Here is a 17595-nt window from a genome sequence, read left to right on the forward strand (position 1 = left end):
TATTTGCAGATTTAATTACGACTATAGGTTTTCTCTATCTTTTTACGCGCGGCGTTCTTGGTAAAATCCGGTTGTCTTCGGTAAATTACAGGTTGGATACAGGTATGTTGATAGAAATTCACATAAGAAATTACTTAACACTGAATAGTGGGGGGGGGTATAATTTATCCATCTGAAAAATTTAGTTCATCGCGGAAAATCAGAAAACATTTCAAGAAATGGCGAAAGCCTCTTAAGGATATTGGCACTCAAGGTGAATTAAGGGATCTTACAGTAACTATTTCGAGTGATCACCTTGCTGCGATTCAGATTCCGTTAGATGTATGGGTTAGGCAAATTATTAAAGCTGCCTGTTGGGAAAAGAGATTTTGTGGACGGTTGACGATTGTTATTTTCAAGGAAGCGGCTCGTAAACATAAGATCAATTTACGGAAACTTAAGCATTACATTGAATCTTGCGAAATAGAGAAGCGGTGGAAATTTTGAACTATTGAGATTAGGATGTAACAGCTCCATATTTTTTCAACGCGTTCAAACGTAAAGTTACGTAATATACTATTTCTAAATAAATTAACATACATTAATAAAATGGGCTTGGAGTACGCTCCTATTCTTAGGAAGTGCTCTTTATGCCCTTTTGTTAGTTAAAAATAAGGAGAAAGTGGAGTTATGAGCATTGTGGCAGACCGAGAGCGATTATCGCAAACACATAACTTAGAGTGGATTCGACGCGACTTGAAAGCGACCGAGATGGTCACCGTGTACCGTTGGGACCAGGGGGTGGAGAAAAAACGTCATATCGACTATTTTATTCTTTCCGAATTGGTTCCGCAAGATCAGATTGAGCAGGTGCTTTCTGAGGCAAGGATTGGTGACCGCTACGGTACTGAAAACGAGATGGAACCGCTGATTATTTGTCGTTCCTTTGGTGGAATAAGAGAAAATTACAATGAGATATCTGAAGAATTTCGCCATTTCCACAATCTCTATCACGACAGAAAAACGGATAAATATATCAAAATTGATGATGCCGGAAATGAAACGATGGTCGCTATTGTTAAGCCTAATGAAGTTCAGATAAGATTCAAGGAAATTCGGCAGTTCTTAGCTATCAAAGAGATGTACCTCTCGCTGCTATTTGAATTCAATGAGTATTCGGAATATTCTGTTGAGGAACTTGGACTCAGCGAATCTGAACAGTGTGACTTCAAATGCAAAGGGCTTATGTGCTGGACTTATCGTCATTGGGATATTCCAGTTCAAAATTTTCAGTCAATTAGCAGACTAAGAGGAAGAAAACTTATTGAGCCTCTGCCTAAATCTAAGAGCGGTTTTGGGGATTTTGCTGAGGAACCAGAGTACGTCGAATTCATCGTCGATGTTGACGATAACGGTGATGAGGTTTATCATACGTGTAATCCACGTAAATTAAAAAAAGTTTCCGGTGAAAATCCAGATGCCCCATGGGACATCACTCCTATCCATTTTCGCAAACAGGTTTTAGATAAATACTATAATGAGCCTAGTAAATACAGCGTTGAGGGCTCGGTGGAGAGTCGTGGATTGTGGAGTATGCAGATTGACAACGATAACCCTGACAAGGTTTGTGTCCTCTTAGACCATCTTGGAATACATCTGCCTTACGCGGAACAATTACATTGGAAATCTCATAACATTCCACCAGAAGGGGATGTGAGTGACACCTTTTATAGGCGAATGGTTTTGGGAGAGTGGGCGAGTCCAGACCAGCCGGATCTCTTGTTCAAGCAAAGTTATGATCAGTTGCAAAAGGCATGTGATGAATGTCTTGATTGGCAATTGTTGAAACCTCTGAGTTCTGGAGACGAGTACCGACTTCAACGCTTAAGAATCTTTGCTGTTGACGAAGAATCTCATTTTAAAGACTCCATCTTGGATCTTGCCAATATATTAATCGAGAGATTGAACGAAGAACGCTTAGAGGCTTTGATACCTGTTAGCAAACGCAAGGATATTAAACGAGGTATTAACCGTCTTGAATATGTTTTGAATTTCCGAAAAGTCGAGGATGCTGAAAAACATATTATTTTTTTACGATGCTTATGGGATTTGCGAAATACTCGGGGTGGGTCCCATCGCGAACTCTTGCAAGATTCACGATATAAAAGAGGATCTGCCCATTTCGACCTTGAGAATCTAAATCGCCCAGAGGCGTTCGCTAAGATTCTCAGAGAGGCTGTGCAATTTCTTGATTTCCTCATACTTGCTGTCCGCAATGGCAAACTCAGCGATAAAAGCGGTGAAGGTGAATAGTACGAACTGTATGACGTTTAAGAATTTATTGGTAATTTCCGAACGTGCGATGAATCGCACTACTACGAACCAAATACATACTGTTCCGCGTGTTTATTTATGAGGGTTTCGATCTATGCGTAGGTCGAAATCCTCTTTCTTTGCAAAAGACAAAGCGAATCTGGTTAATTTTGTCCGTTCCGTGTTAATCCGTATAATCTGCGAAAATCCGTGATTCAGACAATCAACGCCTACATTTTCCATTAGATTCTTTATCTGTATGATACACATATCGCCCCGAAATCAAAGGTATGAATGCCTTAGGGCATTCCCCGGGGGTTTGCTTGGTGGGGGTATGGCGTCTCTATAAACATATCGCCCCGCTGGGACTAAAGAGGCAATGACACAGATCTGAAAATAAGGTCGGAGCCCTTTTTCTTCACACAGTAGCGTAAATCTGTCAAAGTGTATATTTTCCGCGTTCATCCGTGTAATCCGCGAAAATCCGTGATTCAGACGAGTCTCCACTCACCGTTGAGAGCTTCTGACCGCCACTTGTAGGAGCGTATCGGGGTTAGAAACCCCTCCCACAGCTTAACCGAAGTTGCCCCCTTTGTAGCGCAATCTTTATGAAGTTTCAAAAAATACTTTGGTAATTCTATAACAGGGCATTTTCATACAGGAAGCACCTCTTATCACAAAAATCACAGAATCACAAAAATCACAGTTCAGACAATTACCTTTCATTTCCCCACGTTCGGATCCAGTTGCTGTGCCTTCCGAAAATCCGCTGCTGCTTTTTCCTGTCCAATCGCCTGCTTCGCAAGCCCCCGCTGGTGATAGGCAGGCGCAAACCCCAGATCGAGTTTGATGGCGCGATCAAAATCGTCTATCGCTGCCGCGTACGCCTCAAAGGCGACCTTTACACATCAATCCCCCGGCACCAACTGCTAATCACCAACCGCCATTAACAATCCCCTAAAAAAATAAAAATAAATTTGCATACTTTGATTATATATGTTATACTATAAAGGTAATTCTATAATAAGGTGATACGCCAAAATGAAAGACCCGAAAACAACGCCATCTTCACGCATTCACAGATTATGCTTAATTGTCCCTTTTACGACAATCCTGCGCTACTTTCAAAACAAGAAAAAATGTTACACTTTTCGCCAAATTATTTTTTTCACAACAGAAAATTAAACATCAACGAACCCTTACGGCCACTAAGTTCTCTAACGTTACACGCCACACACCAAATGTTACACCAGTGTAACATTTTTAAGGGGAATTTCTAAAAAATATATCGTTAAGTTAAAACTGTATTCACGCCTATATTTCCGAGAACATTATCTCCCTGCCAGACCAAAATTGCTTTTCAGATACCAATATGTTACAATATTAGTTGTTCATTAGGTATAGGGCTTTCATTATCACACATTATCACATCTGATCTGAGAGGCAATATGAATTTTGGTAAACAACTTTGTGTTTTCGTTTTCTTGGCAATACTATCTATATCTCTAACCGTCGTCGCCGATGAGGAGACTGAAGATGTTATTAGGCTGGAAGAGGTCGTCGTTACCGCCCGCAAGCGTGAACAGCGGTCTTTTGAAGTCTCGCTCTCCGTTTCCACAATCCGAGGCGAGAAATCCGATATTTTGCGCTCGTCCGGTATGGATGTCCGTTTTTTGTCCAACCGCACCCCCAGTTTACAAATAGAATCCTCATTCGGACGCATCTTTCCACGCTTTTTCATTCGCGGTCTTGGGAACAATGACTTTGACCTTAACGCTTCACAACCCGTGTCAATCCTTTACGACGGGGTTGTTCTTGAAAACGCCCTGTTAAAAGGCTTTCCTGCTTTTGATTTGGATCGGATAGAGGTGCTACGGGGTCCACAAGGAACACTGTTCGGACGCAATACACCCGCGGGTACTGTAAAATTTGAATCGGCGCGTCCGACGCAGACGTTAGACGGATACGGACGACTGAGCTACGGGCAGTTCAACACCAGTAATTTTGAGGGGGCGGTGTCGGGTCCACTCGTTCCGTCCGTTCTCTCCGCAAGACTTTCACTTCTTGCGCAGTGGCGGAACGACTGGGTCGATAATGAGCACACCGGTGAAGACAATGCCCTCGGAGGACATCGGGACTTGGCTGGACGGTTCCAGCTGCTCTGGACCCCGATGCCCGAACTCGAAGCGTGGCTCAAGTTCCATGCCCGCGATCTTGACGGCACGGCGCGCCTGTTTCGCGCCAATATCTTGTCAAAAGGTGAAACCGGACTGGTTCAAGATTTCACCCGCGACCGCATCGCACACGACGGACGCAATGAACAAACCCTGAGAACACAAGGTTCGACTGCTGAAGTTCGCTACGATATCGGAAACTTCCAACTAATTTCGCTCACAGGATTGGAACGACTCACTAACTTCTCACGCGGGGACATAGACGGTGGTTACGGTGCTGTATTCAGTCCACCGAGCGGTCCCGGCGAGATTCCCTTTCCCTCTGAAACCGCATCCGGTATTCCCGCACTCCGCCAGTTTAGCCAAGAAGTCCGCTTCATGAGTCCAGCAGCACGTCGTCTCGTCTATCAGTTCGGGATCTACTATTTTCATGAGTTTGTAGAGATGGAGGATTTCAACTACAATACGTTGGCAGGCGGCACTTTGGACGGATCGGTACGCCAAGAACAAACGGCTACAGCACAGGCGGCGTTTGGAGCGATGACCTTCCAATGGCTTGAGGATTTGGAATTGGCTGCTGGCTTGCGACTCTCTCACGATGCGAAAGACTATACAGCATGGCGAGACAAATCACCGATTGGAGCAGGTCCACTCGGTCCCATCCATCAGAACCCGCAAGACACAGTGTGGAGTGGGGATCTGAGTCTCCGCTATAGCATTTCACCTAACGTCCAGACCTATCTGCGCACCGCACGCGGATTCCGCGCCCCCAGTATTCAGGGACGTTTGCTGTTTGGCGATACCGTCACGGTGGCGGATACAGAGACTATTCTCTCCATTGAAGGCGGCACGAAGTTGCGTCTATGGCAGCAACGGTTACACCTGAATATGGGTGCGTTCCAATATCTTATGCAGGATCAGCAGCTCACCGCAGTCGGTGGCGAGGCAAACTTCAATCGGTTAGTGAACGCCGAAGGCACTATTGGACGCGGTGTTGAGGCAGAATTGAGTTTTGCACCAACTACATCACTGGAGATTTCAGCAGGACTCAGTTACAACCAGACGCGTATTGACGATCCGAATTTAGCGATACAAGGCTGTGGTGCGCCGTGTACAGTGCTGGATCCGCGCGCCGCTGCTGAAGGAACTTTCTCCATTAATGGCAACAGTCTACCCCAAGCACCCGGTTGGATTGCAGATGTAACGCTTCACTACGTCCTCAACCTACCCGGAGGCACACGTCTTATTGCATCCACGGACTGGGCATATCGCAGCCGAGTCCGATTCTTTCTCTACGAATCTGTAGAATTTGCCGATGACTTGCTCTTGCAAGGCGGGGTTCGTCTCGCCTGTCTATTGCCTTATGCTGACATAGAGGTAGCACTTATCGGACGCAACATCCTCAACGATACATCTCCTACCGGCGGCATTGATTTCAACAATCTGACGGGTTACGTCAACGAACCCCGGTTTTGGAGTCTGGAAATGACGCGGCATTTTTGAATCCCAGACTCGGTAGGTGCGGTTTCCTAACCGCACCGGATCCTCGAAAAGAGACGCGAAACCCAATAATTCCTTAAAACTATGGTAGATCCTAAAAATAAATACATACGTCCCGCCCCTCGCTGGCGAGGTTTCCTAACCTCGCTCTTTCTTAGGTAACAAAAAAAATATTTGACATCCCGCGTAGAATGTTGTATTATACTTAATAAGTACACGTTTACAACAATATTACATCGTGCCAACAAAACATGGACCAAAAATCGCTTACTACACTGATGTCGCAATATAGAAAACCTCTGCGCTCCAAAGCCCTATATCAAGATAGCCTGCGTGCTGTCGTGGGTTCGCGCGCTATATCCATTATTATTGCTATCCGTCGGACTGTGGTGGGCTAATCACAGGCAGATACGCAGTTTTTATTTGGACGCCCATCACTGAAACGGACAATTTCGGTGTGGGTGTTTTTTTTTTGAAAATACGTCAGGAGGTCTGGAAGGCACTTAATGCCATTCTTCCACGCTTCCAGATAGCAGGAAGTATGGATGGAAGAGACGTGTTTCCAATCTTCCACAAGAGCAAGAGGAATTTCCTATGTTTGAAGAGGTATCACCACAATTCACGTTTGCTGAAAAAGAAAAACAGACCTTGGCGTTTTGGCGTGAAAACGACATCTTTCAGAGAAGCATGGAGGTCCGCAAAGATGCACCGCCTTTCGTATTCTTAGAGGGACCCCCGTTTGCGAATGCACCCCCCGGCGTACATCACGTCCTCGCACGCGTCATGAAGGATGCCGTTTGCCGCTACAAAACAATGACCGGACACTACGTTCACAGGAAAGCAGGCTGGGACACACACGGACTCCCGGTTGAATATCAGGTCGAAAAACAACTCAATATTAGAAACAAAGCCGAATTGGAGGCTTACGGCGTTCAGAACTTCATCGAAAAATGTAAAGAAAACGTCTTCCAATACGAACAGGATTGGCGACAGATGACGGAGCGCATCGGATACTGGCTCAACCTTGACGATGCCTATATCACGCTGTCAAACGACTACATCGAAAGCATCTGGTGGGTCCTCCGGCAGGCGTGGGATAAGGAACTGCTCTATCAGGGACACAAGGTGCAACCCTACTGCTATCGGTGCGGGACGACCTTAGCAAGCCACGAAGTCGCACTCGGCTATCAAGAGGTCGCCGACCCATCAATCTTTGTACGTTTCCCGTTAAGAAATCAGGAGAGTACCTATCTACTCGTCTGGACGACGACACCGTGGACGTTGCCCTCTAACGTTGCCGTCGCTGTCGGTGAGGACTACGATTACGTCGCCGTTGAGCATAATGGGCAACGCCTCATCCTCGCAAAGGAGTGTCTGCCGAGTCTATTTGAAGATGAATCTCCACAAATCGTTGAGAACTATAAAGGCAAAGACCTCCGCAACTGGGAATACGAACCGTTGTTTGACAGTGGACAGCACCCAGAAAAATCCCACTACATCGTCACAGCCGATTTCGTCACGACGACAGAGGGGAGCGGCTTGGTCCATATCGCACCCGCTTTCGGACAAGATGATTTTGAAATCGGACAGAAGCACAACATGCCATTCGTGCAATTAGTCGGGACCGACGGTAGATTCGTCCCAAAAGTTAAAGAACCCTGGGCAGGTGAATACGTCAAAGACGCTGATCCGAAAATCATTCAGAACTTAGAAGGACGCGGCTTATTATTTAAGGCTACCGAATATACCCACCAATACCCCTTCTGTTGGCGGTGTGATAACCCACTGCTTTACTATGCACGTGAATCATGGTTCGTCCGGACGACCGCCCTCCGAGAACAGATGCTCAAGCACAACCAGCAAATCAACTGGTATCCAGAACACCTCAAGGACGGACGGTTCGGCAACTGGTTGGAGAACAACATTGACTGGGGATTGAGTCGTGAGCGTTATTGGGGAACACCCTTACCCGTTTGGGTCTGCAAGGACTGTGGGCATCAGCACTGCGTCGGTAGTATCGCCGAGCTGAAAGAACTCGGCACCGACGTTCCAGACGATGTTGAACTCCACCGTCCGTATGTAGACGACGTTGTCCTCGCTTGTAACAAGTGCAGCGGCACAATGCATCGCGTGCAAGATGTAATTGACTGCTGGTTCGATTCTGGATGTGCACACACAGCACAATGGCACTATCCATTTGAAAACAAGGAAATGCTCGAACAAACGTACCCTGCTGATTTCATCTCCGAAGCCATCGATCAGACCCGTGGTTGGTTCTATAGTCTTTTGGCAACCGGCACACTCCTCTACGATAAACCCGCTTACAAGAACTGCCTCTGCCTTGAACTCATCATGGGACCCGACGGCCAAAAAATGAGTAAAAGCCGAGGGAACACAGTAGATCCGTGGACAATCCTTGACAAGCAAGGCGCAGATGCACTGCGCTGGTACATGTTCACCGCAACCACACCGTGGACACCACGCACTTTCAAAATGGAAGGCATTGACGAAGCCTTGAAGAAGTTCATGGGAACCCTTCACAATGTCTACAGTTTCTTCGTTATGTATGCTAACTTAGAGCAGATTGATGTCCTGAAAGGTGCACCACCTGTTGCAGAACGTGCTACTGTTGATAGATGGATCTTATCACGCCTCCATACCCTCATTGACAGTGTGCGCAATAACATGGAGAATTACCATCTCACAAACGCACCGCGCGCCATTGAGGCGTTTGTGGACGACCTCAGTAACTGGTACGTCCGTCGTTCCCGCGACCGTTTCTGGGGTGCGGAAGCCGGACCCGACAAGCAGGCTGCTTACGCAACACTTTATGAAGTGCTTGTAACCGTTGCCAAACTCGCTGCGCCGTTTACGCCGTTTCTGTCGGACGAACTCTACCGAAACCTCGTCTGCTCGCTTGATCCTGACGCACCACTGAGTGTTCACCTTGCGGAATACCCGGTTGCAGATGCCTCGCTGAAGGATACCCAACTCGAAACCGATATGGCGTTCACACGCGAGGTCATCAGCATGGGGCATGCGGCACGGAACAAGTCAGGCATTAAAACGCGTCAACCACTTGCTGAGTTCACGCTTGGCGGACTTTCTGATGGAGAAAAAGAGACTGTTAACCGTTTGTCAGAACTCATCCACGATGAACTCAATGTCAAGGCTATTGCCTTCGTAGAAAATCTGGACGCATTCTCACAGGTAACGCTCAAGCCGAACTTCAGGGTGTTGGGACCGAAATACGGCAAAGGCGTGCAAGCCATCGCAAAGGCACTCGCTACCGCAGATACGATGCAACTGAAGACGGAACTGGAAGCCACTGGCAGTTTACAGATTGAGGCATCGGGAGAGACGTATACCCTTGAGCAGTCAGACATCGACGTGCAGACACAGAATCGAGAGGGTTTCTTTGTGGAGGTAGACGCGCGGAAATTCGTCGCGCTGTCAACGGAACTGACGCACGAATTGACGCTTGAAGGCTTAGCGCGCGAACTCGTCAACAAAATCCAGAATATGCGCAAAGATGCCAATTTCAACGTCTCAGACCGGATTAAATTCAGCCTTGAAACGCCGTCATCGCTTGTTGAGGAAGCGTTTGAGGTGCATCGGGATTACATTTTGCAAGAGACACTGACAACAACCGTTGTCGAGACTCCGAGTGGAAACGCCTTCACGGTTGCACAGAAACTCAACGGTGAACCCGCAACCTTAAGCGTCGAAAAGGTTTAAAACATCTATCTTTACTGGCGAGGTTTCCTAACCTCGCCAAAGACATCATCCGTTTGCCCACGCGATGCAGCAGAAAAACGCTACTATATGCAAGTAGACTTGCACATAGTAGCACTATTTGCTATTATTCTTCTGGTCGGATGCTATACTTAAGAACCCCAGCTACATCCGTAAACCGTAAGTAGAGTCCCCAACCCCAACCCTCTTGACTAATCTTACACAAAACCTCGTTCCACCCCGCATTGAGCCGACACGGAACGGCATCTTCGTCCGGTATCGGAGGACGGTTAGTGTCGATTCGGTAGATTTCAGAACCGTTCAACCACACAGTCGCACCATCATCACTCCCGAGCAATAACACAGAATCCGTTGCTTCCGGTGCGTAGACGTATACCAGCGCGTATCCGACGGCTGACGACTCAAAACCAAGATTTGTCCCTAAATTGAGGAAACCGTCTCCCACTGCAGCTGCTTCCCGCCACTGGATCGCTCTGCCATGCATATCTGTGTAAGCTGCCTTCAGATCCAATCGACTTCCGGGAGTCAGCGTGTTGTCAATCGTCTCAACATCTGTCTTGGGAAACGGACCCAATATCATGTAATGTTTAACAAGCGGTGAAGCGTGCAGGACCTGATAGGAATCGATACCGATTTTATAGCCTGTCGCCTCATCTGCCTTTCCGACGATGCTAAACACGATTTGGTTTGTCCCTGCGTTCAGGGGAGCAGTTCCAAACGAAACCAATGTCCCAGCGATCGGTTCAGCAGCATAGCAGTCGTAGGGTGTCCCGACCACAGTGTCGTTTGCCGATAGTTCGACCTGCGCGTATTCCGGTCCACGCGTTAAAACAGCACTGATTTCATAAGCATTTCCGTGAGACACTTCAATTGGAATCGTTAAAGTTCCTATCTCTCCGGCGGTTTTCGGTGTCAATGCGACATGACTTCCACCTATATCTATGCCTGCTGCGCGGTACGTTTCTATCTCAGCCTCTAAACTATATTCTTTTCCCTGGCCCAAGGCTATTGATTGTGTGTCTTTAGGAGGCAGCGGTAACGCTTTCTCATACCAAAATTGTGGCAGCCGATAGAGGTCGCGCCCCTCGTTTGTTAGGACAAGATCGTAGCCGTCAAAGCAGACAGCTTCCCCGCTAAAATCGTGCGATAAGTGTCGCGGTGCGCCTTGAATCATCTGCGCTAAATTATCCAATGTACCCTGATATACCCAGAGCGCGTCGTAAGTGCAGACAGCAAGCCGCGTCCCGTCTTCGGACAATCCCGCACCTGTCACGAGTTTCGCCCCAGTGAATTCACCGACATGCACTAAGACCTGTTTTACGTCGGGTTCGAGGGTTGGAAACCGGTAAAGCACAGCGCGTTCTCGTTCCTTAGAGACGATATAAGGAGTGCCTCCCCCAATAAAGAGTCCTTCCGCATCCACATTCTCATTGGGATACCGATACGGATAACTTGCGATGACCTCCACTTCTGTATCTTTGAACGGGTCGGGTTCTGCAACAACGACCACCTTCAAATCTTGTCGTAATCTACTATTATTGCCGATTTCACCGATCCAGAGTCGGTTTTCTGAGTCGATACCGAGGGCTTCCCAGTCGAAGTTTTTTGAACCCTGCACAGCGATCTCTTGGATTAATTCACCATCTATTTTTGTCGCGTAAAGTGTCGCAGGATTGCCAGAGTCATTGAGGGTCCAATAGACACCTTCAAACTGCTGGCTTGTAACAATGCCGGAACTTTCTTGGATGTCGGGGTGTGTGTATTTTCCTATGGGTTTCCATGGGGGTGTGTCGGGTGCATCTGAAGGTGCCGCTACAGCGGCGTGGACTCCGATGCCGAGTGTAAAAACTAACAAAGGCAGTAGCAATTTCATCAAAGTAATCTCCTTTTAATTTCTAACTATTTTACCGCTTTTTGGCTGAGAAATCAACGGAGATTTCAGAAGAGGATAAGGCATTAACGTTCCACCTCTGCTGGTGAGGTTCCCACAAACCATTAAGTCGCTCTGCTGACTGCTGATCACTGATGGCTGACAGCCAATGAAAAAAAGTAGACAAACCCCATATTTTGTGGTATCATTAAAGATACGCATTGTAAAAGACATTTTACACCTCGGTTGTTTGCGATATTGCCGAGGCGATAAGTTCTCAAAAGGAGTATCAGTTTTGCATAGACAATCTGCAAAGAAACATGCGCGTGCGGACGAAAAGAAACGCATACGCAACCGACATCGCAAAGCAACACTACGGACGATGCTTAAACAGACGGAGACCGCTCTGGATGAAGGCAATGTTGAAACCGCACAGGAACTGTGCAGGAACACCGTAAGCCTCTTGGATAGAGCCGCCGGTAAAGGCGTTATCAAAAAAGGGACAGCAAATCGTCAAAAGTCCAGACTCATCCGTAAGTTGCACCTACTAATGGCAACTGCGTAGTTAGGAGTTGGTGGATAGTTAGTTAATGGTTGATAGTTAAGGGTTATCGGACCTCCCACAACGCTAACACCAACTACCAGCAACCAACTACCAACAACTAATCGCTAACCGCTATATGAATGCTCGCAAAGTCGCCTTAGAGTGTCTGCTAACCCTCTCACACACCAGTGCCTCCATAGCTTCTGTTGTTGACAGTGCCTTTGGACGTTATACAATTGACGGGCGGGAACGGCGGCTGGTAAACGGACTTGTCTACGGCGTTATCCGGTGGCAGCGGCAACTTGATTGGGTTCTGAATCAGTTTATCAATCCCCGATTTCAGTTAGACGCTCGGCACCGTAATATCCTGCGACTCGGCGCATTTCAACTCCTACACCTTGATGGGATACCCGCACACGCAGCGATTTATGAAACCGTCCAACTCGCCACTTCTCACCTCCGCAAATCTGCTCGCGGACGAAAGACCGCAGGTTTTATAAATGCCGTTCTTCGTTCCGTACAACGCAAAGGCAGAACATTAGCTTACCCACCACTCGATGCAAACCCGATCGAACATATTGCGATTTCATTGTCCTATCCGACGTGGTTGGTAAAGCGGTGGCTGCAGACCCGCGGCGTTTCGTGGACATTAGCGTTCTGTCGCGCGAGCAACCAGATCGCACCGCTCGCGTTCCGCGTAAATTCCCTCCTGACACAACGCGAAGAAGTTTGTCAATCTTTAGAAACGAACGGCATTGCCGCAAAGGTCTCCAAAATTGTTCCCGACGGCTTGGTACTCGAAAACCGTGCCATCACTGCTTTTGATGCTACTGGCGACCAGACGTTGAAGGATATCCTCCGTCGCGAGGATATCTATGTCCAAGACGAAAGCGCGATGTTGGTCCCGTATCTTCTTTCACCAGAAAACGCTCAGTTCATTGTAGACCTCTGTGCTGCACCGGGTGGCAAGACAACACACCTCGCGCATCTCATGGGAAATGCCGGAAAACTTCTCGCCGTGGATGTGTCCGCAGAAAAAATAGCCTTGTTACAAAAGAACTGTCGGCGTGTCGGTGCCAACAACGTTGAAACACGGGTGACGGACGTACTAAAAGAAGATATTGGGTTCATTAAAACTGCGGATGCTGTGCTTATTGATGCGCCGTGTTCCGGGTTCGGCACGCTCCGACGACATCCCGACATTCGGTGGAACAAGACCTTTGATCAAATTCGTGCTCTTAGTGAGATGCAATATAACTTGTTGAAGAACGCCGCACAACACATCAAACCGGGAGGCATCCTCGTTTACAGCACCTGTAGCATAGAACCGATGGAAAACGAGGAGGTTGTTCAGCGATTTTTGACCGACTTCCCGATGTATAGCGTCGAAGATGCCCGACGCTTTCTGCCAGATATTCCTTCGAGCGCAATAACAACACAAGGCTTCCTACAGACCTTTCCACATCAACACGGCGTTGACGGTGCGTTTGCGGCACGTCTAAAAAAAGAATGATCGATTTTAGGTTATACGTCATTACAGACAGACACAGATGCGCGCCCACCCCACTGATTGAGGTGATCTCCGAATTGCTGGATGCAGGGGTTACCGTCATCCAATTGCGCGAAAAAGATTTAAACAGCGATGAATTGATGCGCTTAGCGCAACCAATTGCTGACTTGTGTCGAAACTACAAAGCAAAACTTTTCGTCAATACAGATATACGCGTCGCAGCCACCGTCGGTGCCGCAGGCGTTCATCTTCCAGCAAATGCAGCATCCGTGAGTTCGGTGAAGACACAAATGGGTGCCGATTTCTCTATCGGATGCTCGGTGCATACCTTTGCGGAAGCAGGAAAACGAGAGACAGAAGGGGCTGATTTTTTAACCTATAGCCCTATCTATTTGACGGCAAGCAAACCCGGTTATGGTCCCGCAGTCGGTGTGGAAAATCTCACAAAGTTGGTAGGGCGCGTTAAATTACCTGTCTTTGCTCTGGGAGGTATTACACCGGCGCGTGCTTCTGAGTGTCTATCAGCAGGAGCCTTCGGCGTTGCTGTGATGTCAGGCGTTATGGCTCCCAAAAACGCAGGAAAACAGACGAAACGTTTTTTTACGACCGAATCTGAGTTGCTGCGCCCGTTGTCTTTGCAAGTGTCAGATCGCTAAGAACTTTCATAATCCAATGCCGGTTGGAATTAACCGAAAACCCGGGGAATGCCATACGGCATTCATACCGTTGATTTGTGAAACGAAATTGTGAGTGATCAGCGAACAATTTGTCTTAGCTTTACATTGTGGAACGGTGACCAGATTTAATAGTTAAAAAAATGAAACAGATTTTAACAATTGCAGGCTCAGATTCAGGTGGCGGTGCCGGTATACAGGCAGATATAAAGGCGATCTCAGCCAACGGCGGTTATGCCATGTCCGTAATCACCTCCGTTACAGCACAAAATACAGTGGCAGTGACCGAGGCGTTTGATCTGCCTATCTCGCTGATTGAAGCGCAGTTGGATGCCGTCTTCACAGATTTCGACGTAGCCAGCGTCAAAACCGGAATGCTCTCTTCATCAGCTATTGTTGAAGCGGTTACGCGGAAGTTGAAAGAATATACGCCACCAACCCTCGTCGTGGACCCCGTGATGATCTCCAAAAGCAAATTCTCACTCTTGAAAGAGGAGGCGATTGAGAGCCTCAAAACGGCGTTGATTCCACTTGCGACGCTGATTACACCGAATATTTACGAGGCAGAGTTGCTCGCACAGCAGGACATCCGAAACGCGGATGAGGCAAAAAATGCTGCAAAAGTAATCGCTGAACTCGGTTGTCACGCTGTTCTCGTTAAAGGTGGGCATCTTACGGCTAACAGTGCGATTGATGTGCTTTATTGCAACGGGGACTGGGATTTTTTTGAGGCAGAATGGGTTGAAACCGAAAACACGCACGGCACGGGTTGCACCTACTCAGCGGCAATCGCGACGCAACTCGCACACGGCAAAGATTTGAGAGACGCTATTGGAACAGCGAAGGCATATATTACCGGTGCTATTCAACACGCGCTGGATATCGGACACGGGCACGGACCGACACATCATTTTTTTAAGCAATGAGCGAACAGCGAATAGCGAATAGCCTACTACAACCGCTGTCGTCCGTCAAACCCGTCCTCGATTTCGTGCCAGTAACGGATCTTATTTTCATTGATCCGCCAACAGAGATAGACCTCCCTACCCTCACGGAGGTGTGGGAAATCGACCAATCCAGGGTCAAGTCCTTTCAGGTGGCAGCCGCGCGCCGCAATCCGTTCCAAAATTTCCTTAAAGTCGGCAGTCGCTTTAAGGAGCGCGGGAGTGTGCTTACTGCCGCCGTTAGAAGAGACCACCTCCAAGAGGGGCGTGATTTCTGCGTGCAGTCCTGCAAGTAGGTTTCTTATGGCTCTTAACTGTGAAATCTCATCAACTAATTCAGGAATACATTCGTTTGCTTCTTCGAGCGTGAAATATCGTTTTTCCTGCATCTGTGTTTCTCCTTGTGTATATCAAATTTGTATTGGCAACGTCCTAAAATTTACACTAAATTAAGAGCGATGTCAAGGAAAGTTTTATTTTAATATGCTGCTCTCAGTGGAAATGGCAAACGATTGTCGGTAGTTCGCTACGTTCACTTTCGTTAATCAGTTTTCGGATAAGAGTAGTCTATGGCAGTTACCGATGCTCGGGACCGCCACACGCTTAACCAACAACTGGAAACTGACAACCAATAACCATGAAAAGATGGAAAACGAAACAAAATCCGTAGACAATCAGAATCAAAGCGTCACCCGTGCCGCTGGAATTGTCAGTATCGCCGTGATGGGGTCGCGGCTATTAGGACTCGCACGCGAAGCAGCGATCGCATACTATTTCCGGTCGAACCTCAGTGGCGACGCTTTTTATTTGGCGTTTCGTATTCCAAACTTTTTGCGGGACCTGTTTGGCGAAGGCATTTTGAGTAAAGCGTTTATTACGACATTCCTCGCCACAGAGGCTGAGGATGGAGAGCAGGCAGCGTGGAATCTCGCAAACCGTGTCTTTAATTTAACGTTTCTCGTCCTGACAGGTATCGCGATCCTCGGCATCGCTTTCGCACCTACTATTGTTGATGTCTTGGCGCGCGAGGATTTTGACAAAAGGTTAGATGCCACTGCCCACTACGGGTTTGATACCAAAGTTGAATTAACAATCTATCTCACTCAATTGATGTTTCCCTACCTTCTCTTTGTTTCGTTGGCGGCGATTGCGATGGGACTGTTGAACAGCAAAGGGAAGTTCGGCATTCCAGCATGTGCGTCCTCGTTCTTTAACATCAGTTCGCTCGTTATCGGTGTAGGTGGTTACTATTTATTTCCAATGGCTGGGATGCATCCTGTAACGGGAATGGCTATCGGTGTGTTCGTTGGTGGGAGCGCCCAATTCGCAATTCAGGTGCCGTCTATGTATCGCGTCGGCTTTCGATACCGTCCGCTGCTGAGTCTACGCGATCCGAGGGTGCTTCAAGTTATTCGTCTGGTTGGACCTGCTGTATTAGGGGTCGCTGTCGTGCAGGTGAACCAATTTACGAATACGTTCTTTATTACATCAGGATCTGCTTGGTTAACATGGATTAGCCGTGCCTACCGCGTTGTGCATCTCCCGATAGGACTGTTCGGTGTGGCGATTTCAACAGTCGCACTTCCGCAGCTTGCCAAGTTCGCAACAACCGGAGAGACAGAGAATTTCCGCAACTCTCTCTCTTACGCCCTCCGTCTGATGCTTATGCTAACAGTCCCCGCTGCAGTTGGGTTGATGGTCCTATCGGCACCCATCTGCCGATTCCTGTATGAACGCGGAGAGACTGGCGTATCGGACACTGTTGGAACCGCTGGGGTCCTGTTCGTCTATGCGTTCGGCTTGTGTGGGTTTTCGGCGCTCAAGATCGTTACGGACGGATTTTACGCCTACAAAGATATTCGCGCACCTGTTATCGTCAGTATCTGTGCCGTTGTCTTCAACATCTATCTAAACTATCTCTTTATCTACCGCGAACTCTTTTTGGACCCCCGCGCCGTAGTGTTTTCAACGGTTTTGACCGTGACGCTGAATTGTGCTATGCTACTGCTACTGCTCCGCCGAAAGGTCGGACGGTTGGGACTAAAGGGCATCATCCCACTGACGCTTAAAATCTTAATCGCCTCCGTAGTGATGGGGTTTGTCTGCTGGTTGGCAAATGGAGTTATTGAAGGCGATTGGCTCGGTACGGAGGGCGTTGCGCCGCGTCTAATCGGCGTATTTGCACCAATAGGGTTAAGTCTCATTGTCCTCGCGGGAATGTATAAACTCCTGAGAGTGGCAGAATTCGACGATATTTTGAATATATTTAAGCAACGACTTTTTTAAACTATTGAGTCTGAGCTGCTGCGTCCGTTGTCCTTGCAGTATTTC

10 protein-coding genes are annotated in these 17595 nt (G+C 47.8%); 8 read left to right on the plus strand and 2 right to left on the minus strand.

What is annotated here, in order from left to right; translation table 11 throughout:
* The first annotated feature begins 669 nt into the window (after positions 1-669).
* From OXN25_13175 to ileS, 3 genes are all read left to right on the plus strand, one after another.
* A complete protein-coding gene (locus OXN25_13175) occupies positions 670-2292 on the plus strand; it encodes a hypothetical protein (GenBank protein MDE0425810.1) in 1623 nt (540 codons plus the stop codon).
* 1448 nt (positions 2293-3740) lie between these two features.
* Complete coding sequence (locus tag OXN25_13180; protein ID MDE0425811.1) at positions 3741-5969, plus strand: TonB-dependent receptor; 2229 nt, start codon at positions 3741-3743, stop codon at positions 5967-5969.
* 591 nt (positions 5970-6560) lie between these two features.
* Positions 6561-9704: an isoleucine--tRNA ligase gene (ileS, locus tag OXN25_13185; GenBank protein ID MDE0425812.1), complete on the plus strand. Its 3144-nt coding sequence runs from the start codon at positions 6561-6563 to the stop codon at positions 9702-9704.
* 124 nt (positions 9705-9828) lie between these two features.
* Here the strand turns inward: ileS and OXN25_13190 are convergent, their stop codons facing one another.
* Positions 9829-11595, minus strand: a complete 1767-nt coding sequence (locus tag OXN25_13190) for a hypothetical protein (GenBank protein ID MDE0425813.1) — start codon at positions 11593-11595, stop codon at positions 9829-9831.
* A gap of 292 nt (positions 11596-11887) precedes the next feature.
* Between OXN25_13190 and rpsT the strand changes: the two genes are divergently transcribed.
* The 4 genes from rpsT to thiD all read left to right on the plus strand — a co-directional run bounded on the left by rpsT (position 11888) and on the right by thiD (position 15246).
* Entirely contained in the window at positions 11888-12157 is a 270-nt protein-coding gene (rpsT, locus tag OXN25_13195; protein ID MDE0425814.1) for a 30S ribosomal protein S20, read from the plus strand.
* Between the two features lie 115 nt (positions 12158-12272).
* Positions 12273-13649, plus strand: coding sequence for a 16S rRNA (cytosine(967)-C(5))-methyltransferase RsmB (gene rsmB, locus OXN25_13200; GenBank protein ID MDE0425815.1), 1377 nt, complete (start codon positions 12273-12275; stop codon positions 13647-13649).
* Entirely contained in the window at positions 13646-14302 is a 657-nt protein-coding gene (gene thiE / locus OXN25_13205; GenBank protein MDE0425816.1) for a thiamine phosphate synthase, read from the plus strand. The genes rsmB and thiE overlap by 4 nt, the downstream gene beginning before the upstream one ends.
* A 161-nt stretch (positions 14303-14463) precedes the next feature.
* Positions 14464-15246, plus strand: a complete 783-nt coding sequence (thiD, locus tag OXN25_13210) for a bifunctional hydroxymethylpyrimidine kinase/phosphomethylpyrimidine kinase (GenBank protein MDE0425817.1) — start codon at positions 14464-14466, stop codon at positions 15244-15246.
* Between the two features lie 26 nt (positions 15247-15272).
* Here thiD and OXN25_13215 read toward each other — a convergent pair whose 3' ends face one another.
* Positions 15273-15653, minus strand: a complete 381-nt coding sequence (locus OXN25_13215) for a DUF2203 domain-containing protein (protein MDE0425818.1) — start codon at positions 15651-15653, stop codon at positions 15273-15275.
* Between the two features lie 256 nt (positions 15654-15909).
* Here OXN25_13215 and murJ point away from each other — a divergent pair, with 256 nt between their 5' ends.
* The gene (gene murJ / locus OXN25_13220) at positions 15910-17550 is read left to right on the plus strand and encodes a murein biosynthesis integral membrane protein MurJ (GenBank protein MDE0425819.1); all 1641 of its coding nucleotides are present in this window, start codon (positions 15910-15912) and stop codon (positions 17548-17550) included.
* The last annotated feature ends 45 nt before the right edge of the window (positions 17551-17595 follow it).

The organism is Candidatus Poribacteria bacterium (genome assembly GCA_028820845.1).
Classification (GTDB): Bacteria; Poribacteria; WGA-4E; order WGA-4E; family WGA-3G; genus WGA-3G.